The sequence below is a fragment of the Duganella sacchari genome, assembly GCF_900143065.1.
Lineage (GTDB): Bacteria > Pseudomonadota > Gammaproteobacteria > Burkholderiales > Burkholderiaceae_D > Rugamonas > Rugamonas sacchari.
Genome location: NZ_FRCX01000001.1, coordinates 768831 through 790452 on the forward strand (window position 1 = coordinate 768831; position 21622 = coordinate 790452).

At 61.8% G+C, this 21622-nt stretch carries 12 protein-coding genes; 4 read left to right on the plus strand and 8 right to left on the minus strand.

Annotated elements, in window-relative coordinates:
- The first annotated feature begins 2 nt into the window (after nt 1-2).
- From fliQ to BUA36_RS03640, 3 genes are all read left to right on the plus strand, one after another.
- Nucleotides 3-272, plus strand: a complete 270-nt coding sequence (gene fliQ / locus BUA36_RS03630; protein ID WP_072781397.1) for a flagellar biosynthesis protein FliQ — start codon at nt 3-5, stop codon at nt 270-272.
- 89 nt (nt 273-361) lie between these two features.
- On the plus strand, nt 362-1204 hold the full coding sequence (gene fliR, locus BUA36_RS03635; protein ID WP_072781399.1) for a flagellar biosynthetic protein FliR: 843 nt from the start codon (nt 362-364) through the stop codon (nt 1202-1204).
- Between the two features lie 85 nt (nt 1205-1289).
- On the plus strand, nt 1290-10853 hold the full coding sequence (locus BUA36_RS03640) for an SPM autocatalytic domain-containing protein (protein ID WP_072781400.1): 9564 nt from the start codon (nt 1290-1292) through the stop codon (nt 10851-10853).
- 63 nt (nt 10854-10916) lie between these two features.
- Here the strand turns inward: BUA36_RS03640 and flgL are convergent, their stop codons facing one another.
- From flgL to flgG, 6 genes are read right to left on the minus strand one after another with little or no spacing between them, the layout of a single operon-like run.
- On the minus strand, nt 10917-12179 hold the full coding sequence (gene flgL, locus BUA36_RS03645) for a flagellar hook-associated protein FlgL (protein WP_072781402.1): 1263 nt from the start codon (nt 12177-12179) through the stop codon (nt 10917-10919).
- A gap of 17 nt (nt 12180-12196) precedes the next feature.
- Entirely contained in the window at nt 12197-14155 is a 1959-nt protein-coding gene (gene flgK, locus BUA36_RS03650) for a flagellar hook-associated protein FlgK (protein ID WP_072781404.1), read from the minus strand.
- 52 nt (nt 14156-14207) lie between these two features.
- The gene (flgJ, locus tag BUA36_RS03655; RefSeq protein WP_072781405.1) at nt 14208-15188 is read right to left on the minus strand and encodes a flagellar assembly peptidoglycan hydrolase FlgJ; all 981 of its coding nucleotides are present in this window, start codon (nt 15186-15188) and stop codon (nt 14208-14210) included.
- A gap of 16 nt (nt 15189-15204) precedes the next feature.
- Nucleotides 15205-16323: a flagellar basal body P-ring protein FlgI gene (locus BUA36_RS03660; RefSeq protein ID WP_072781407.1), complete on the minus strand. Its 1119-nt coding sequence runs from the start codon at nt 16321-16323 to the stop codon at nt 15205-15207.
- 5 nt (nt 16324-16328) lie between these two features.
- Nucleotides 16329-16982 (minus strand): flagellar basal body L-ring protein FlgH, encoded by a 654-nt coding sequence (locus BUA36_RS03665; RefSeq protein ID WP_072781409.1) that lies wholly within the window; start codon nt 16980-16982, stop codon nt 16329-16331.
- 10 nt (nt 16983-16992) lie between these two features.
- Nucleotides 16993-17784: a flagellar basal-body rod protein FlgG gene (gene flgG / locus BUA36_RS03670; RefSeq protein WP_072781411.1), complete on the minus strand. Its 792-nt coding sequence runs from the start codon at nt 17782-17784 to the stop codon at nt 16993-16995.
- Between the two features lie 274 nt (nt 17785-18058).
- On the opposite strand from flgG, the gene BUA36_RS03675 reads away from it, so the two are divergent.
- Nucleotides 18059-19255 carry an RCC1 domain-containing protein gene (locus tag BUA36_RS03675; protein WP_072781412.1) on the plus strand — a complete coding sequence of 399 codons (1197 nt, stop codon included), beginning with the start codon at nt 18059-18061 and terminating at the stop codon, nt 19253-19255.
- Nucleotides 19256-19308: 53 nt separating this feature from the next.
- Here BUA36_RS03675 and flgF read toward each other — a convergent pair whose 3' ends face one another.
- A complete protein-coding gene (gene flgF, locus BUA36_RS03680; RefSeq protein ID WP_072781414.1) occupies nt 19309-20049 on the minus strand; it encodes a flagellar basal-body rod protein FlgF in 741 nt (246 codons plus the stop codon).
- Nucleotides 20050-20060: 11 nt separating this feature from the next.
- Complete coding sequence (locus BUA36_RS03685; protein ID WP_072781416.1) at nt 20061-21620, minus strand: flagellar hook protein FlgE; 1560 nt, start codon at nt 21618-21620, stop codon at nt 20061-20063.
- Nucleotides 21621-21622: the final 2 nt, after the last annotated feature.

Sequence of the window (21622 nt, forward strand, 5' to 3'; positions counted from 1 at the left end):
CAATGACGCCCGAAAGCGTGATGACCATGGGCCGCCACGCCATGGAGGTGACCCTGATGATCGCCGCGCCCATGCTGCTGGTGGCGCTGATTATCGGTTTGATCGTCAGTATTTTCCAGGCGGCCACCCAGATCAACGAACAGACACTGTCCTTCATCCCCAAGCTGGTCGGCATTTTTGTCGCGCTGGTGGTGGCCGGACCGTGGATGCTGTCGGTCATGCTGGACTATATGCGCGAAGTGTTCAACGGCATCCCGATGCTGGTGGGCTAATGTTTTATCAAGTTGTAACAGTTTTCGATTTTATAAATAGTTCGTCTACAATACAAAAAAGATGCCGGACGGAAATGTAACAGACCCTTATGCTGACCGTCTCTTCTGCCGATATCAATATGTGGGTGGCAGGCCTGTTGTGGCCGCTCACACGCATTCTGGCGCTGATTGCCGCCTCGCCGGTGCTGGGCAATAGCGCGGTTCCGGCCAGCATCAAGGTCAGTCTGGGCGTGGGGATTGCCGTGATTGTGGCGCCGGCCGTGCCGGCCTGGCCGGCCACCGACCCGTTGTCGATGGCTGGCATGTTGATCGTGTTGCAAGAAATGCTGATTGGACTGGCCATGGGCTTCAGCATCCGCATCATTTTTGCTGCCGTGGAAATGGCCGGCGAGATTTCCAGTCTGACCATGGGCCTGGGTTTTGCCACGTTTTTTGACCCGAGCACGCAAGGCCGTTCGTCCGCCATCAGCCAGTTTCTGTCGCTGGTGGCGACCATGGCCTTCCTGGCGGTGAACGCGCACCTGGTACTGCTGTCAACGCTGGTGGAGAGTTTTTCCACGTTGCCCGTGTCCAGCATTCCCATCTACGGCGGCGGCTTCAAGCAGCTGGCCGACTGGGGCGGCAGGATCTTCAGTACCGGGGTACAGCTGTCGCTGCCCATCGTGGCGGCTTTATTGATTACCAACGTTGCACTGGGCATCTTGACCCGCGCAGCGCCGCAGTTGAATTTGTTTGGCATCGGTTTTCCAATTACTTTGGGTGTAGGTTTGCTGGTGATCGCCATGACCCTCCCTTATTTGGGGACACCAGTACAAAACCTGTTTTTGGATGGCATTGAACGCGCGCGGCTGATGCCGCGCACCTGGTCGCAGCGGCCGCCCGTGGCGCAACCGGCAAGCTTGCCGGTTCGACCTCCGGGCCTGCAGCCATAGGAAAATTCAATAGCCGTAACGTGATTTTTGGTTTCTGCAAAGCAATTTTGCAGGTATCATGGTAGCTTGCCGGGAGAAGCCTGTAATGAGCACGATTGTTCCAACCCTGACCACCGACGACATCATCCTTTGGGGCACGCAGCAGATCGTCACGCTGACCACCGAGGATATGCAGGCGTTCAGCTCTGACCAGATCAGCGTGATGGCCACCGCCAATGTGCGCGCGCTGTCGACCCGGCAGCTGTCCAACCTGAGCGTCAACGGCGTGCTGGGTCTGACCACCGACGCCATCCCGGCCCTCAATTCGCTACAGATCAGCGTGCTGACCAGCGACCAGTTGCTGGCCCTGAGCACCAACCAGCTGGTGGCCCTGAGCACCCAGGAAATGCCGGGCCTGACCACGCGCCAGCTCAACACCCTGACCGCAGCACAGATCGCATCGCTGGAAACCCAGGACGTGCGCGCGCTGCAAACCGCGCAAGTCAACAGCCTGAGTTCCGACCAGATCGGCAACCTGAGCACCGACCAGCTCACCGCGATGAGCTCGCAGCAGCTGCGCGCCATCAACACGCGCGCCGTCACTGGGCTCAACACGGCGCAAGTGGCCGCGCTGGTGTCCGACCAGCTGCAACTGCTGACCACCAGCCAGGTCAACGCCCTCACCGCCGCCCAGCTGGCCACCGTCACCAGCGACCAGATCGCCCAGCTCAGCACGCTGCAAGTGAGCGCGCTGTCGACCGCCATCCTGCAGGCGCTGACCAGCGACCAGTTTGCTGCGATGGAAACCCGCGACCTGGTCTGGCTCAGCAGCCAGCAGATCCGCGCGCTCAACGCCAACCAGTTGAACGGCCTGAGCACGGCGCAGGCGCAAGCATTGCGCAGCAATGAAATCGCCGCCCTGAGCAGCGACCAGCTGGCCGTGCTGAGCACCGACCAGATCGTCTCGCTGACCACGCTGGCGCCGCTCAACTCGGGCCAGATCGCCGGCCTCACCACCGACCACATCACCTCGCTGGCCACCAAGACCATCGCCGCGCTGACCAGCGCCCAGCTGGCCGCCTTCAACGCCAACCAGGTGATCGCGCTCAACAGCGCGCAAATCGTTGCGCTCAGCACGGCCCAGGTCGCCGCGCTGACCACGGCCGCGATCAGCCAGCTGACCACCGACCAGATCCAGGCGATTGAAACGCGCGACATCCCGGCGCTGACCAGCGCCCAGCTGCGCACCCTGAACAGCGACCAGCTGCACGCCCTGAGCACCACGCAAGTTGCGATGCTGTCGACCAGCCTGCTGCCATCGCTGACGCCAGACCAGATCGCCGTGCTGAGCACCGACCAGATTTCCGCGATGAAGTCGCTGCTGACGCTGACCACGGGCCAGATCGCCGGCCTCACCACCGACCAGGTGATTGCGCTCGACACCAAGGACCTGGTGGCGCTGACCAGCAGCCAGCTGGCTGCCTTCACGCCGGACCAGATCGCCGCGCTGACCACCGACCAGGTAGTGCTGCTCACCACCGGCCAGATCAATGCGCTGACCACCAGCATGGTCAGCCAGCTCAGCACCACGCAAATCCAGGCGATTGAAACGCGCGACATCCGCGTGCTGACCACCGGCCAGATCCGCGCGCTGAGCAGCGACCAGCTGGTGGCGCTGAGCACCGACCAGATCTACGCCATGACCACCGACGAGGCGCAGGCGCTGCGTCCGGACCAGCTGGCGGCCATGACCACCGACCAGATCGTGGCGATCCGCACGCTGCTGCCGTTGAGCACGCTGCAAATCGCCTCGCTGACCACCGACCAGATCATCGCGCTGGACACCAAGACCATCGCCGCGCTGACCACCGCACAGCTGGCCTCGCTCAATATCGACCAGGTGCAGGTGCTGACCAGCGACCAGCTCATCGCGCTGACCACCACGCAAGTGTCGACGCTGACCACCACCCTGCTCAGCGAACTGACCACGGTCCAGATCGGCCAGCTGGAAACGCGCGATGTCGCCGTGATCGGCAGCAACCAGATCCGCGCCCTCAGCAGCGACCAGCTGGTGGCCATGAGCAGCGACCAGTTCACCGCCATCAATACCGATACCGAGCGCGCGCTGCGCCCGGACCAGATTGCCGTCCTCACGACCGACCAGATCGTTGCGCTGAAAACCCTGGTACCGCTGACCACCGCGCAAATCCAGGCCATGACCACGCTGCAACTGGTCAACATCGAGAGCAAAGACGTGATTGCTCTCACCAGCACCCAGCTGGCGGCGCTCACCAGCGACCAGATCCAGGTGCTCACCAGCGACCAGATCATCAACCTGACCACCGGCCAGTACGCGGACATGAGCACCAATATGCTCAACACGCTGACCACCGAGCAGTTGCGCGCGATCGAAACGCGCGACATTGCCGCGCTGCGCACCGGCCAGGTCGCGCGCCTGTCCACCGACCAGCTGGTGGCGCTGCAAAGCGACCAGTTCACCGCGTTCACCAGCGCGGCCGTGGGCGCGCTCAGCACCGACCAGATCGTGGTGCTGACCACCGACCAGCTGAATGCCATGAGCACGCTGGCCGGCGTTTCGAGCCGCCAGCTCAGCGCATTTACCACGCTGCAGATTTCCAACCTCAGCACGCACAACCTGGCCTCGCTGGCCAGCAACCAGCTGGGACAGCTGAGCTCGGACCAGGTGCAGTCGCTGACCACTGACCAGATCGTCGTCCTGAGCGGCGGCCAGTTCCGCGGCCTGAGCTCGACCGGCATTGCCGCGCTGACCACCAACCAGATCCAGGCGATCGAGACGCGCGACATCGCCGTGCTCGACACGCAGCAGGTCAACAAGCTGACCACCGACCAGATCGTCGCCCTCAGCAGCGACCAGGTGCACGCACTGACCACCGGCGCCGAGACCGCGCTGACCACCGACCAGATCATGGTCCTCAACAGCGACCAGCTCGACGCGCTGCGCACCATGGCCGTGCTGACCACGCTGCAAATCCGCGCGCTGACCAGCAACCAGATCGCCGTTATCAACACCGACGACCTGATCACACTGACCACGCGCCAGCTGGGCGCATTCAGCAGCGACCAGCTGCAATCGCTGGGCACCGACCAGATCATCGCCCTCAGCAGCAGCCAGATCGCCGCGCTGAGCACCAGCGCGCTGTCGGTGCTGAGCACGGATGCGATTGCCGCAATTGAAACCGCCGACGTGCGCGCCATGCGCACCTCGCAGATCGCCAGCCTGAGCACGGCCCAGATCAAGGCCATGACCAGCGACCAGATGGCCGCCTTCACCACGGCCGAAGTGCGCGCGCTGACGCCGGCCCAGCTGTCGGTGCTCAACAGCGATCAGCTGGCGGCACTGCAACTGATACCGCTGGTCACCAAGCAGATCGTCGCCCTCACCAGCGACCAGATCAGCCAGATGAGCAGCAGCGACTTCGCCAAGCTGCAAACCAACCAGATTGCCGCGCTGACCTCGGCCCAGGCCAACGCCATCACCAGTGACCAGATGGTGGCGCTGAATACCACCCAGCTGCGCGCGCTGAGCACCAGTGCGCTGGCCGCGCTGGCCACCGACCGCATCTCCGCGCTCAGCAATAGCGACCTGGCCTCGCTGTCCACGCGCCAGATCGCGGTGCTGACCAGCGACCAGTTGCTGGTACTGAGCACGCAGCAACTGCGCGCACTGACCACGCAGGAAATCGCCGCGCTGACGCTGAGCCAGCTGGGCAACCTCAACGATACCCAGATCGACGCGCTGCTCACGCTGAGCGCGCTGTCGACGCGCCAGTTGCAGGCGTTCAATACCGACCAGGTATCGCACCTGAACCTGGCCGACCTGCGCTCGCTCAAGTCCAACCAGATCGCCTCGCTGTCCAGCGACGTGATCGCGGCGCTGACCACCACCCAGATTGCCGGCATGGGCACGGAACAGGTCCGCGCCATCGGCACCGCAGCGCTGCAGGCCATGAACACCGACCAGATCGTTGCCTTCACGCCTAACGAACTGATCAACCTGAGCACGCGCCAGATCGCCTCGCTGACCAGCGACCAGGTGCAGGCGCTGACCACCACGCAAATCCGCGTGCTGACCACGCAGGAAATCGCCGCGCTGACCACCGCACAAAAAGCCGTGCTGACCAGCGCCCAGATTGCTGCGCTGACCACACTGGCCAGCTTCTCGACCGCCGCGATTGCCGCACTCACCACCGACCAGATCATTTCGCTGCCGCTGTCCACGCTGGCCAGTCTGACCACCGCGCAGATCGCCTCGCTGACCACCGACCAGGTGCAAGTGCTGACCAGCGCGGAAATCGTCGCCCTGACCACCCAGCAGGCCCGTGCGCTGACCACACTGCAGCTGAGCGTGCTCGGCACCGACCAGCTGCAGGATATGGAACTGGTGGACCTGCAGGCGCTGTCCAGCCGCCAGGTGACCGGCCTCACGACCGACCAGGTCAGCAATCTGCTGCTGAGCCAGGTCGCGGGCCTGAGCACGCAAATCATTGCCGCGCTGACCACTGACCAGGTGCATGCGCTGACCACCAGCCAGATCGCCGCGCTGGTGTCGCTGGCGCCGCTGACCAGCCGCCAGATCGGCGCGCTGACCACCGACCAGGTGGCCAGCCTGAGCAGCATCGCCACGCTGAAAACCAGCCAGATCGCCGGCCTCACGAGCGCCCAGATCGGCGCACTGACCACCAACCAGATTGTCGCGCTGACGACCGCGCAGGTGCGCAGCCTGAGCTCGGCCACACTGGGCGCGCTGACCACGGAACAGGTGCAGGCAATTGAAGTAGTGGACATCGCCGCATTGGGCACCAACCAGATCATCGCGCTCAATAGCGACCAGCTGGCCGCGCTGACCGCCAGCCAGTTTGGCGCGTTTGGCACCAAGGTGCTTGCCGCACTGAGCACCAAGCAGATTGCCGCGCTGGGCACCGACCAGCTCGACAGCATTTCCTCGCTGTCGCCGCTGACCACGGCGCAAGTACGCGCGCTGACCACGACCCAGCTCAGCAGTCTGCTGCTGAGCCAGATCACCACGCTGCGCAGCAACCAGCTGCGCGCGCTGGACAGCACCCAGGCGCAGTCGCTGACCAGCGACCAGATCATCGCGCTGACCACCGCGCAGGTGCGCGGCATGGGCACCGGCATGCTGACCATGCTCAGCACCGACCAGGTGGTGGTGATTGAACTGGCCGATATTACCGCGCTGTCGACCACGCAAGTGTCGGCCATGCGGACCGACCAGGTATCGTCGCTGACGCTGGCCCAGCTGTCCGCGTTCACCTCGCAACAGGTGGCGGCCCTGAGCACCTTGCAAATGGGTGTGCTGACCACTGACCAGTTTGCCGCACTGGGCAGCCTGGGCGGCCTCGGCACCAAGCAGATCGCCGGCATGTCGTCGGCGCAGATCATCGCGCTCACGCCCGCCCAGATCGCCAACCTGAAAACCAACCAGTTGGCCGCGCTGAGCAGCACGCAGATCCAGTACCTGACCACCGACCAGATCCCGGCACTGACCACGGCGCAGGTACGCTCGCTGTCGTCGGCCGCGATTGCCGCGCTCAGCGGCAGCCAGCTCAATGCGATGGAAGACGTTGACCTGCGCTCGCTGAGCAGCACGCAAGTGGTGGCGCTGACCAGCGACCAGCTGGCCGCGCTGACACTGGCGCAGTACGGCATCCTGAGCACGCAGGAAATCGCCGCGCTCAGCACCAAGCAGATCGGTTTCCTGAGCAATACGCAGCTGGACGCGCTGAACGGCATGAGTTCGCTGACCTCCAACCAGGTACGCGCGCTGACCACCGACCAGCTGACCGCAATTGCAGTCGGCACCCTGACCGCGCTCAAGACCAGCCAGCTGGCCGTCATGACCAGCAGCCAGGCCGCCGGCCTGACCAATGCGCAGCTGATCGCGCTGTCGACCCAGCAGGCACGCGCGCTGTCCACGGCCGTGGTCTCGCACCTGAGCGTAGGCCAGATTACCGCAGTGGAAATAGAGGACTTTGCTGCCTTCAGCACCGCCCAGCTGCGCTCGCTGACCACCGACCAGATGGCTGCGCTGCTGACCGACCAGCTGCATGCGCTGAGCACCGCCAGCATCGCCTCGTTCACCGCCACCCAGCTCGGTGCGCTGAGCCTGGCGCAATATGCGGCGCTGGGTAATCTGTCCGACTACCCGACCAACCAGATTGCCGGCCTGTCGACCGACCGCATTGCCGCGCTGACCGCGAGCGACATCAACTCGCTGAGCACGCGGCAGATTGCCGCCCTCACCTCGCTGCAGATTTCCGTGATGAACGCCGCCCAGCTGGCCGCCCTCAGCGGCGACCAGGTCGGTTCGCTGAGCACCAACGGTCTCAAGGGCCTGAGCCTGACCCAGGTGCCGATGATCGATGCGGACGACTTTGCCATGTTCAAATCGGCGCAGCTGCAATCGCTGAGCAGCGACCAGCTGACCGCGCTGACCACCGACCAGGTTGCCGCGCTGTCGACCCAGGGCGCGAGCGGCTTCAAGGCCACGCAGATCCCACTACTGAGCGGCGCACAGCTGAACGCGCTGAACGCCATCACCAGCCTGGGCAGCGTGCAAATCCGCGCGCTGACCTCGGACCAGCTGCCGCTGCTGTCAGTGACCCAGATCGCCGCATTGAAGACCAGCCAGATTGCCGCGCTGACCAATACGCAAACGCCGTTCCTGACCTCGGACCAGATCATTGCGCTGGAAACGGGCGACCTGATCGCGATGAACACGCGCGCGCTGCAAGCGCTCACCGCGGCCCAGATCGCCGTGATTGAAGGCGTCGATATTGCCGCGCTGCGCTCGGCCCAGCTGTCCTCGCTGACCACCGACCAGTTTGCCGCACTCACGACCGACCAGTTCGGCTTCCTGAGCACGGGCGCGATTGCCGGTCTGACCGTCAACCAGGTCCACATCCTGAGTTCCGAGCAAATCATCGCCATGACGGGCAGCCAGCTGCGCGCACTCAATACCAAGGCGATCTCGTCGCTGACCACCGACCAGTTCGTTGCGATCGAGGCCAGCGACATCAGTGCGCTGAGCACGGCGCAAATAGTGGTCTTGACCACAGCCGACATTCAGGCCATCACCGATGCCCAGCTGCAGGCGCTGACCTCGCAGCAAGTGCGCGCACTGACGTCAACCCAAGTCAACGTCCTGACCTCGCAGCAACTGGCACAGATCCCGGTTGGCTGGCTGGGCACACGCCAGTTACCCGGCCTGAGCACCGACAACCTGAGCTCGTTCGACGATACCCAGCTGGCGTCGCTCACCACGGCACAGATGTCAGTGTTGTCGTCCAAACAGATTGCCTCGCTCAACACCCACCAGATCCAGGCACTGAGCGTGATCCAGTGGCGCGCAATGAATACCGATGCGATCCGTTCATTGGGCAGCGACCAGCTCGCGGCAATGGAGCAAGAAGACTTGGCGGGCCTGAAAACCAACCAGTTTGCCGCGCTGACCACGGCACAGATCCAGTCGCTCAGCATCGACCAGATGGGCCAGTTGAGCACCGCTGAGATCGCATCAATGACGCAGCAACAGCTCAAGACATTGAGTACCGAGCAACTGGCCGGCCTGGCCACGCTGGCGCCGCTGACCACGGTACAGTTCAGCGCGCTGACTACGATGCAGCTGGCCTCGCTGGACGCGGCCCACATCGCCACGCTGAAGACCGCGCAGATCGCTTCGCTGAACAAGACCCAACTGGGCAACCTCACAACGGAGCAGATCGTGGCGTTGACCACGGCACAAGTGCGCGCACTGGCGCTGCTGTCGCTGTCGGGGCTCACGAGCGACCAGATCTATGCCATGGAAGATGAAGACGTGGCAGCGCTGAGCAGTGTACAGATCGGCACACTGACAACGAGCCAGATTAGCGCACTCAAAGACAGCCAGCTGGCCGCGTTCAAGACTTCGCAGATCGGCGGCCTGACGGCCAACGACATCAAGGCGCTCAGCACCGAACAGCTCAATGCGCTGTCGACGCTGGGTACGCTGAACGCCACACAGGTAGGCGCGCTGACTTCCGACCAGCTGAGCACGCTGGATGACGACAGCTTCCAGTCGCTGCGTTCGGCCCAGATGGCCGCGCTGAAAGTCACGCAAGTGGCGCAGCTGTCGACCGACCAGCTCGGCAACCTGACCACCCAGCAAGCGAGCGGCCTGACGCTGTCCTTCCTGACCACGGACCAGATCCCGCTGCTGAGCCTGAGCTCGGTAGGCAGTTTCACCACCGCCCAGATCGGCACCTTGAAAACCAGCCAGCTTGCTGCGCTGACCGCCGGCCAGTTTGCCGCGCTGTCAACCAAAACGCTGGGCGCCTTGTCGGCCGGCCAGATCAAGGGCCTGAGCACCGACCAGCTCAACGGTCTGGCGTCGCTGGGGGCGTTCACCACGGGCCAGATTCCGGGCTTCACCTCCGATCAGATCGCCACGCTGCAAGACACGCTGTTCGACACGCTGACCACGCGCCAGCTGGCCGCGCTGGCATCGACCCAGGCTCTGGGCATGACCACCTCGCAGATCGGTACGCTGAGCACGGCCGACGTGGGCGCGCTGTCGCTGGCCGCCCTCAACGCCCTCAACTCCGACCAGGTGGCGGCACTTGACGCCACCGATATCGCCGCGCTCAAGACCCAGCAAGTCAACGGCCTCAAAGCGGTGGTATTCCAGATGTTGAGCGTGGATCAGGTCGCTGCACTGAGCACCACCCAGATGCGCAATATGAACACCACGCTGCTCAAGGCCATGAGCACCGACCAGATTGCCGGCCTGACCATGGCCCAGGTGACGGCCCTCACCGCCGCTCAGATCTCGTCGCTGTCGACCGACCAGAAAGCCGTGCTGCCAGCGGCCAGCCCGCTGGTGCTGGACCTGGATGGCAGTGGCATCACCACGCTGGGCATCACGGCCGGCGTGCGCTTCGACATCCGCGCTGACGGCAGCAAGGTCAACACCGGCTGGGTTGGCAAGGGCGATGGCTTGCTGGCACTGGACCGCAACCACGACGGCATCATCAACGATGGCAGCGAGCTGTTCGGCACCTACACCAGCAGCAGCCAGGGTGGCAAGGCCAGCGACGGCTTTGCGGCACTGGCTGATCTCGACAGCAACCACGATGGCGTCATCGACAGCAAGGATGCGCAGTACGGGGACCTGCGCGTGTGGGTGGATGCCAACGCCGATGGCATCAGCCAGGCCGACGAGCTCAAGACACTGGCCTCGCTCAACATCGCCAGCCTGCAGGTCAAGGCGCAGCAAACCAGCGTAGTCGACCAGGGCAACTGGATCGGCCTGCAGTCAAGCTACACCAGCACCGACGGCAGCACGCACGCGGTGGCCGACGTCTGGTTCCTGGCCGAACGCGCGGCCAAGGCCAGCGCACTGTCGCAAGCAATCGGCAGCTATGCGCAGCAGGCAGACAACCAGCCCGTGTCGGGGGCAGGCCAGCTCACGCTGACCTCAGGCAGCAGCCTGAGCAATAGCGTGGCCGCCCTGGCCAGCCAGATGCAGCACTATCAGGCCACATCGGCACTGAGCGGCGCGGCCACGGCCCAGCACGACGACTGGCTGCGCAAGCAGGCCAGCGCCACCCACGGCATCCTGGCAGCGAAGTAAGCTGCTGCAAACAAAAACGGCCAGCTAAAAAAAGCTGGCCGTTTTTTTATCGCCGCAAAAAAATCAGCTGATGTAATTGAACAGCGATAAGCCGGACATGGTGGTGAAGGACTTCTGCGCGGCCGTCAGCGTGGTCTGCTGCTGCGTGAACAGCGAGATGGCGGCCGTGTAATCAAGCTCCTGCAGATTCGACAGCGTGGTGGCGTATTGCAGGCCCAGGTCGTCGCCGGAGCTGTCGAGGTAATCCACCTCTTTGAGGCGCGCCCCCACCGCCGCCTGCACCGACAGCACATTGTCGGCCGCGTTGTCGATATTCACCTGCAGCTGGTTGAGCTTGTTGTTGAGGCTGGCATTGCCGGCGTTGCCGGTCGCCGGCGCGCGCAAGGCGTTGATGAAGTCTTGCACGGTCGAGAACACCGATTGCTTGGTCGACGGCTGTACCGAGAAATTGTCGCCATCGGCCGGATCGCCCTTGACGTCGAACTGGACGCCATCAAAGGTAATGTTCTGGCCGCTGACATAGGCTTGCGGCACGGCTGGCACCGGCGTCGCCGGCACCGGCTGGTTCAGGGTCAGATCGGTGACGGTATAGGTGGTCTGCTTGGGGATGCCTGGCGACGCAGGCACGACCTGGAAGTCGATCTGGTATTTGTGGCCGGTCAGCTGGGTCGTGTCCTTGACCGAACCCGCGCTGATGATGCCGGTGCCGCCGCGCGTGAAATTGGCGGGGTCCGGCGTGGTCACGAAAGTACCGTTGCCGGTGGCGTTGTTTTCAAACACCGAGGCGCCGGAGTCGGTAATCGGGATCGAACGCGTCGATCCCACCTGCAGCTCGCGCTGGCCCTGGTCGCCCTGGTAAGCGGCGCCGCCCGCGGTTTTGGTGAACGGCAAGGTGGTGGAGCGGTAGCCGGCAAACACATAGCCGCCCAGGCCGTCCGAAGTATTGGCCTGCCCCATCAGGTCGGCCAGGCGGCCTTCCAGCTCGGTCGCCACCGACTCCAGGTCGGACGGCGAATAGGACGGGTTGCCAGCCTTGACAGCGAGGTCCTTGATGTCTTGCAGGATGGCCGTAGTGCTGGACAGCGCCACGGTTTCCGCCGACAGCACGCCCTTGGCGTTGGAGCGGTTGGTCGCCAGCTGGGTATTGAGCGACTGCGACTGCGTCACTTCCAGCGCGCGCGCCGTGGCGATCGGATCGTCGGCCGCAGTCAGGTTCTTGCGGCCGGTCGACAGCTGTTGCTGCGTACGCGCCAAGGCCGTCTGCAGCGACGTAATCTGCGACGAGCCGAGGTCATAAATCGTTCTGGTGCTGATGCGCGATACCATGATGCTACCCTATCTGTTTAACGGCCAATGCTGAGCACTGTATCAAATAACTGGCTGGCCACCTGCATCACCTTGCCGCTGGCCTGGTACGCTTGCTGATAGCGCAACAGGTTGGCCGCCTCCTCGTCCAGATTGACACCCGATACTTCCTGTTGCGCCTTGGTGGCCTGCGTGACGGCAGCGTCGGCGGCGGTGCCGCTGATCTGCGCCTCGCGCGCCTTGGTGCCCACATAGTTGACCATCTGGGCGTACGTGGTCTGGAACGTGGCAGCGCCGTTGTCCAGGATGTTTTTGGTTTGCAGCGCGCCCAGCAGGGCGCCATTGCGGCTGTCGCCGACACCACTGGTATTGGGGCCGACCGTGAAAGTATCAAGGTCCGCCGGCGTACCGCTGATGGCAAAATTGACGCCGCCAAAGCTGATGTTGGCGCCATCGGTGTACGGCACCGGTGTGCCGGCCGGATACACGGTCGCGGTGCCATTCACCGTCACCGTCACATCCTGATTCGGCGGGAAGCCCGAGAAGCTGCCGCTGGCCTTGTCGTAGGTCAGCGTGATCGGCGCGGTCACTGCGTTGCCTGGCGTCAGGTAATTCTTGTCCACGCTGCCGGCGCTGATCTTGCCATTGCCCACATTGGTGGTCGGCGCCGCTGTCGCGATCGGCGCGGCCAGCGCAATCTTGTCGCGGTCCTTGATGGCCACCGTGATGTCCTTGGCGGCGTTGTAGGTGGGCCGTACCAGGAAGTTGTCCTTGGGTTGCGGCGTGCCCGTAATCGAGTACGACACGCCGTCAATCACCTGCGGCGTGGTCTGCGGAAACGGATTGATCTGTGTGATCTTGCCGTCGCTCTTGCGCGTGACGTTGAAGTTGGTGCCGTCGTAATCCACGCTGTAGTCGCTGGCGGTCAATCCACCGGCATCGGTCACCACGGCCGTCACTTGCGCCGTGCTCAGCGGCGAATTGCGGGTGTTGGTGCCGACATAAGCGTTGATCGGATTGAAGAAGTTGGTACCCAGCGCGCCATTCTGGTCCTGGCCCAGCACGTGCTGGGCATTGAAGGCAGTCGCCAGGCCGGCCGCCACCTGGCCCAGCGAATTCTGCGCGCGGTCCATGGCGCCATCGCGGAACTCGATCAGGCCGCCCAGCTGGCCGCCGGTGAACACGGTATCCGGCAGCTCGGTGAAGGCGCCCGAATCGGTGGCGTAGCCGATGGTGATGCGGCTGGCATCAGTGGGCGAGGTGGACGTGCCCAGCTGGAAAGGCTTGTTGCCCACCACCAGCGGCTGGCCCGTGCCGAACTGGACGTTGAGCATATTGTTGTCACCCGGCGTGACCGTCACCTTGACCAGCTTGTTCAGCTCGGTCAGCATCTGGTCGCGCTTGTCCAGCAAGTCATTCGGCTCGGCCGTACTGGTGGTCAGGCCGGCAATGGTGTTGTTGATGTCGGCCAGCTTCTTGGCATAGGCGTTGATCTCGCCGACGTTGGACACCATCTGGTTGTTGACGCCCGCGGCCACTTCGTTGAGCCGCGCACTCATGCCCTGGAAGCGGGATGCCAGCGACTCCGCATTCGACAGCAGCGACTGGCGCGCAGCGGACGAGGCCGGGCTGGCCGTCGCGTTCTGCACACCATTGAAGAAGTCCTGCAGCGCCGGCGACAGGCCGGCGGTCGGGTCGGCCAGCAGGTTGTCGATCTGGCCGATCTGCGCGCTGTACGCATCCAGCGAAGCCTGGTTGGCTTCGGCATTGCGCAGCGAGGTGGCCAGGAAGTTGTCGTAGAAGCGGCGCACAGCCTCCACCTCGGTACCCGTGCCGACGTAGCCGAAGCCCTGGTACTGGGTGCCGGTGTCGCCCTGAATCGCCACCTGACGGTTGTAGCCGGGCGTGTTGGCGTTGGTGATGTTGTTGCCGGTGGTCGAAAGGCCGACCTGGGCTGCCAACAAACCGCTTTTACCGATGCTGAGAAGACTGGACATAATATTTTTACTCTATCTGTGATGGGTAACGGCAAACCGTGCCAAAACTTTATTACCCGGCCAGCGAACGCTTGATGATGCTGGCCAGCTTGGTCGCATAGTTGGGATCGGTAGCGTAGCCGGCCTGCTGCAAGCCCTTGGCAAAACTGGTGGCGTCGCCCGCGCTGGCCAATACTTTCTCGTAACGTGGGTTACTTGCCAGCAATTTGGCATAGTCCTTGAAACTGTCGGCATAGCTGTCGTAGGCGCGGAAGCGCTCCACCCTGCTGTGCGCCTTGCCGTTGACGTATTCAGTGGTGGTGGCTTCAACCACCTTGCCTTTCCAGTCAGGCGTGGCCTTGATGCCGAACAGGTTGTTGCTGTTGGTGCCGTCGCGGCCCTTGATCTCGCGCTTGCCCCAGCCAGACTCCAGCGCCGCCTGGCCCAGCATGAACTTGGCCGGAATGCCGGTGGCCTTGCTGGCCTCTTCCGCGTGCGCCGACAGTTTTTCCTGGAAGCTGCGCACATGCGGCGCTTGCGAACCCTTGTTGGTGCTGTCGGTGGCGGTGGCAGTGGTGGTAGCGGTTGCGGTGGTGCTGTTGTTGCCGCCCGCAGCGGCAATCGCGCGCTGCAGCTTGGCGTCCATGAGGCTGGCCATGCCGCTGAAGCTGCCGGCGTTGGCGCCGCTGTTGGCATCGCCCGGCTCGCCACCGATGGCCAGTGCCTGCGCCTGCGCATTGGCCTTGCTCGACAATTGGCGCACCAGCATATCGGCCAGGCCGATGCCCTTCTTGGCGATGTTCTGGCTGGTCTGCTGGTCCAGCATGGTGGTGAACATCTTGCTCTGCTGGCTGTCCATCATGCCGTCCTGCGGCGTGGCTTCGCGCATGCTCTTCAACATCATGTTGACGAACATGGCTTCAAATTGCGTCGAGGCGGTCTTCAGCGCGTCCGGGCTGCCGGCACGGGCAGACTGCTTGAGGCTGCCCATATCCCGCACGTCCAGCGAGAACTTGCTGCTGAGATCCTTGGTATTGGCTGTTGGGCTGGTCATGAGATCACCTTGCTTCTTAGATGATTTCCAGTTCGGCGCGCAGCGAACCGGCGGCCTTCATGGCCTGCAAAATTGACAGCAGGTCCTGTGGCGTGGCGCCAATGGCGTTGAGCGCCTTGACCACCTCGGCCAGCGAGGCGCCGCCCTTCACCATCATGACCTTGCCGCCGTCCTGTTTGATGGCCACTTGCGGATTCTGCGTGACCACGGTGCGGCCACCCGACAGCGGATTAGGCTGGCTGACCTGGGTGTCGCTGTTGACCGATACTGACAGATTGCCGTGCGAGATGGCGCACGTATCCAGCGTGACCGCGCGGTTCATCACCACCGAGCCGGTGCGCGCATTCATGATGACCTTGGCAGGCTGCTCGGCAGGATTGATATTCATGTCTTGCAACGTGCCGATGAAGCTCACGCGCTGGTCGCTGCTGCTCGGCGCCTGTACGCGGATCACGCGGCTGTCCAGCGCGTAGGCAATGCCGGCGCCGTATTTGTCGTTAATCGCTTCCACCACGCGGCTGGCCGTCGCGAAGTCGGCATTGTTGAGCTCGAGCTTGATCATATTGCCCTCGCCCAGGTTGGTGGCCACCGCGCGCTCTACCGTAGCGCCGCCGGAGATCTTGCCCACGCTCAGGTGGTTGACGGTCAGCGAGCTGCCGCCACCACCGCCGCCGGCCTGTACGCCGACACCGCCCACCAGCACATTGCCTTGCGCCATGCCGTACACCTGGCCGTCCGCGCCCTTCAGCGGCGTCATGAGCAGCGTGCCGCCGCGCAGGCTCTTGGCGTTACCCATCGACGACACCGTGATGTCGAGCTGCTGGCCTGGCTGCGCAAATGGCGGCAGCGTGGCTGTCACCATTACGGCGGCCACGTTCTTGAGTTGCAGCTGCGAACCGCCCTGCGGCAGATTGACGCCCAGCTGTTGCAGCATCGAGATCACGCTCTGCACGGTGAACGGGGTTTGCGTGGTCTGGTCGCCCGAGCCATCCAGGCCCACCACCAGGCCATAGCCCAGCAATTGGTTGTTACGCACGCCAGCAATGCTGGCCAGATCCTTGATGCGCTCGGCGTGGCTCAGCGGCGCCAGCAGCGACAGGCACACCAGCAATGCGGCTTTAAGTGGAGTTTTCATGGTTGTCAGAATGGCAGCAGGCTTTGGAAGAAGCGCGACGCCATCGAGGACAGCTCGGCGCGGTCGATATGGTTGGCCGTACGGTATTCCACGCGGGCGTCCGCCACGGCCGTCGATTGCACCGTGTTGCCGGTGGCAATGCTGTCCGGATTAATCATGCCGGAGAAGCGGATGTACTCGGTGCCCTTGTTCATGCCGATCTGTTTTTCGCCGGCCACGATCAGGTTGCCGTTGCTCAGCACTTCCACCACCGTGATGCCCATGGTGCCGGTGAAGGCATTGCTGGCGGTCTGGTTGTCGCCATCGGTGTAGCTGTTCTTGGTGCTGGCCGAGAGCGGATTGCCAAAGGTGCTCTGCAGCTTGCCCGGCACGCTGGCGCTCACGCTGCCCGACTTGTTGCCCGACGCCGTGCCGCTCTTGTTGGCCGAGGTGCGCTCGGTAATCACCAAGGTCAGGATATCGCCCACATGGCGCGCGCGGCGGTCTTCGAACACCGGACGGAACGCGGCCGCCTGGTAGATGGCGCCGTTGTTGGGCGCGGCCTGCATCTGCTCGGTCGTCAGCGGCCGCGCGGTCATCGGCGTACTGACGATGGAGGTGGGCGTGGCGGCGCAAGCGCTCAGCAGCACGGCAGCAAGAAGTGGGATGGCGTGTTTCATGATCGTGTCCTTACATCTGCGACAGTTTTTGCAGCATCTGGTCGGAAGTGGTGATGGCCTTGGAATTGATCTCGTAAGCACGCTGGGTCTGGATCATATTGACCATCTCCTCCACCACATTGACATTGGAGGTTTCCACATAGCCCTGCAGGATGGTGCCGGTGCCATTGGTGCCCGGGGTGTTTTGCTGTGGCGCGCCCGAGGCCGTGGTTTCTACGTACAGGTTCTCGCCCTTGGATTCCAGGCCGGTCGGATTGATGAAGGTGGCCAGTTGCAGGCTGCCGAGCTGCTGGGTGCTGGTCGCGCCGTTGGCATTGGCAATATTCACCGACACGGTGCCGTCGCGCGCCACCGTAATCGATTGCGCGGTGATCGGAATGGTGATGGCCGGTTGCAGCACAAAGCCTTCCGACGTCACCATCTGGCCGTTGTTATCGCGCTGGAACGAACCGTCGCGCGTGTAGGCAGTGGTGCCATCTGGCAGCAGCACGGTAAAGAAACCGCTGCCGTTGACCATGATGTCTTTATCGTTGCCGGTGGACTGGGGATTGCCCTGCGTGTGGATGCGCTCGACAGCGACGGTGCGGACACCGGTACCGAGCTGCATGCCCGACGGCAGGTTGGTCTGTTGCGACGACTGCGCGCCTGGCTGGCGGATGTTCTGGTACAGCAGATCTTCAAAGACAGCGCGCGATTTCTTGAACCCGTTGGTGCTGACGTTGGCCAGATTATGGGACGTCACGTCCATCTGCGTCTGCTGCGCTTCCATGCCAGTCTTGGCAATCCATAACGAACGTATCATGATCTTTCTCCCAAATGCCTGATGAACACTAACGATAGTTCACCCCATACAAGCAGTATGAAGGAGGAAACGTCAACTCAAAGCGAAGGTTTAAGCACCTTTTCCCACTCTATTCTGAGCACACGTCATCTCAGCACTCTCAGTCCAAACGACCCACGAATCAATAAAACACCCTTATTTTTAACAAAATATTAAAAATTAAAATAATATAGTTATTTAAAAACATAGTGTAGACTTTAATTATCCCATTAACCCTCCAAACAAAAGGAGCACCATGACAATATCAAACAACATTATTGACTTCGTGTCAAAAATTCTTTCTAGAATAAGCATTATATTCTTCTTCATTTTTGCATCATCGAATTCAAATGCAGCAGTTGCAGTTGCAGTAGGCGCAGGCGCTATTCACTCATGCGCAGCGCTGGCCGAAGGTGGAGTTAAGTGTTGGGGATCAAATGGTTTTGGTCAACTGGGTAACGGAACAACTGTTGCCAGCCTGGTTCCTGTTACGGTTCAAGGATTATCCAATGAAAAAATCGTAGCAATTGGCGGAGGACAAACCTTTACCTGTGCACTTACTTCAACAGGAACAGTCTATTGCTGGGGGCAAAACAATTATTTGCAGTTAGGGAATAACAAAATCGCGTTGAGCACAACCCCTATTCCAGTGCAAATTCCTACGGGAGCAGCCAAATCTCTCACTGTAGGGATGTATCACGCCTGCGTATTGGACGTCTACGGTAATATTTACTGCTGGGGCCTAAATACGAGCGCTCAGTTGAACCGAAATACTTTGACAACCAAAAGTAGTGTATTACTCTATTCTGCAGGCATGAATGATGTTGTCGCATTACGAGGCGACGGATATAGCACCTGCTACCGCGACACGAATGGAGGGGCCAAGTGCTTTGGCTACAATAAGAACGGCCAACTGGGTTTAGGATTTAAAGATGCAACAGATGGAGCTACTTACGGTGCTCCTAATTATGTATTAGGGCTGTCGAATAATGTTCTGTCCACATCCGCGAGTATGTACCATAGCTGTGCAGTTAAAACTGATCATACCACTCTCTGCTGGGGAAGCAATCTTTTCGGATCTTTAGGTTTTAGCCCTACCGGGAGCGATGCTGGAATTTTCCTGACTCCGACTGTTGTTCCAGGACTTCGTGGCGATGCTGTATCCGTAGTTACCGGGTATATGCATTCGTGTGTTATCACCGCAGTTGGTGGTGCTCAATGCTGGGGAAAAAACGGCGTTGGACAATTAGGCAATGGTCGAGCGCTACCTTATGAGTCCGCGTCTGATGTTATCGGGCTCAATGAAAAAATTACTTCGCTCGCCATGGGAAGTAGTCATTCATGCGCTCTATTAGAAAGTGGAACTGTCAAGTGCTTCGGTCAAGCGACTTCGGGACAACTGGGAACCGGCACAACGACTTACAGTCCAGTACCTGTTACAGTGAACTTATAATAATTAATTGATTTAAAAAGGCCCTGATAGCATTGCTATCAGGGCCTTTTTAATTAACTAAGTGCGAGGATCTGAGTGGCTTTTGCGGCGTTATTCTCGGCGTTCTTCATCAGGCTCATTTGCATTTCAAACTGCCTTGCCAGACTGATCATGTTGACCATGGAGTCCACGGGATTGACGTTGCTGCCCTCCACTGCGCCGTCGACCACGCGCACATTGGGGTCGTTGTCCGCCACCGCGCCGCTGGCCTGGCGGAACAGTCCATCATCGCCGCGCAGCAAGCCCTTGGTGTCGGGATTGACCAGCTTGATACGGCCAAGCGTGTTGCTGGGGCCGGGCGCATAGTTGCCGTTGATGACGCTGACCGTGCCATCGCTGGCAATCGTGATCTTGGTATCCGGCGGCACCGCGATCGGACCACCGTCACCGACGATGGTCTGGCCGCTGGTGGTTTGCAGGATGCCGTTTTCGTTGATCTTGAGGCTGCCGTTGCGGGTGTAGGCTTCCGAACCGTCCGCCGACTGCACCGCGATCCAGCCCTGGTCGCGGATGGCGATGTCCAGCGCGCGGCCCGTGGTTTCGATCGGGCCGGCACGGAAGTCCGAGCCGACCGTGGAATCGACCACAAAGGCGCGCGTGGGCAAGCCCTCCGACACCACCGGTACCGCGCGGAAGGAATCCAGCTGGGCGCGGAAGCCGGTGGTGGTGGCGTTGGCCAGGTTGTTCGACACGGTGGCTTGCTGCTCCATCACGTGGCGCGCACCGGTCATCGCGGTATAGACGAGACGGTCCATGGCTTACCCGATTAACGCAGGTTGACCAGCGTTTGCAGGATCGAATCCTCGGTCTTGATGGTTTGCGCATTGGCCTGGTAGACGCGCTGCGCAGTGATCATGTTAACCAGTTCGGCTGTGAGGTCGGTGTTGGAATTTTCCACCGCATTCGAACGCAAGCCGCCCATCGAACCCGCATTCGGTACGCCGATGGTTGGTGGACCCGATGCCGAGCTTTCCGCCCACGCATTGTTACCGAGCGGGGTCAGGCCATCGACGCTGGCAAAGTTGGCCATGGCGATCTGGCCCATGGCGCGCGATTTACCGTTGCTGTACTGGCCCAGGATGATGCCGTTGGCATCGATCGAGTAACGCTGCCAGGAACCGGCCGAGTAGCCGTTCTGGGTCGAGCCCAGGTCGTTGGTCACGCTGCCGTACTGAGTGGTCTTGTCAAACGTGGTGGCCACGGTCAGTGGTTGCTGTGCGCCGGTGTCCGGGAAAATCGGCAGCTGGATCTGGAATGGCAGGGTTTGCGGGGTTGGCTGCATCAGCGCCATGGCCTGCGGATCCAGCGCACCGCTCTTGGTGAACAGCAGTGTACCGGCCTTGACTGCTGGCACGGTAATGGCAGCGGCCAGCTTGGCGCTGATCTGGTCAGGGTTCATGCCGGTAATGGAGCCGCTGGAGGTCGGGTCGAGCGCGGTGAAGGCGGCCTGCAGCGCGTCAAGCTGAGCCTGAGTAGCAGCAGCTGGCGGCGTGCTGGCGGCCGTATTCATGGCACCAAACGCAGCGTTCGCGTAGTTAAAAGCCGCCTGTGCAATCAACGCTGGATCGGGCGGGGTATCGCGGACTCGATCATTGTAGTCTGAACGCGCTTGCTTGGCTGCTGGGTCAGCATTAACGGCAGCAGCTACGCTAGCAGACACAATTTCCTTGTTATCCGCAGCAGCATACACGTCCCAAGTGTTGGCATCGGTTTTGACGTAGTAGGTCGTCATGATATGCGCGGTACCCAGGCTATCGTATACGTTCAGCACGGTTTGCTTGTTGTAGCTGGTCGGATCGTTCGCATCAAACGGCACGGTAGCAGGCACTTTTTCAGCCGAGCTCAAGTTCATCTGGAAGTTGGCTTCGCTGGTTTGCACCGGCGTCAGGTCGGACTTGTCCAGCGTCAGCGGCACTGGCGAACCCAGCTGGATCACGCCGGCCGTGTTGGACAGGTAGCCGGTCAGCTGCGCGCCCTGGGCGTTGACCAGCGTGTGGGTGGCGTCTTCGTGGAACTGGCCGTTACGCGAGTACTGCACCGCGCCATTCACCACTTCACGGAAGAAGCCGCCACCATTGATCGCCACGTCCAGCGGATTGGCGGAGGTTTCAATATTCCCTTGGCTGAACTGCTGCGCCAGCTTGGAAACCGTCACACCGATACCCGGGTTGTTGCCGGACACGCCGTTGAGCGAATTGGCATACAGGTCGGCAAACTGCGCTTGCGACGCTTTGAAGCCCACCGTGCTGGCATTGGCAATGTTATTGCCAATGACGTCCAGCGATTTGGATGCAGCATTCAAGCCGCTCAGTCCTTGTTGGAACATGG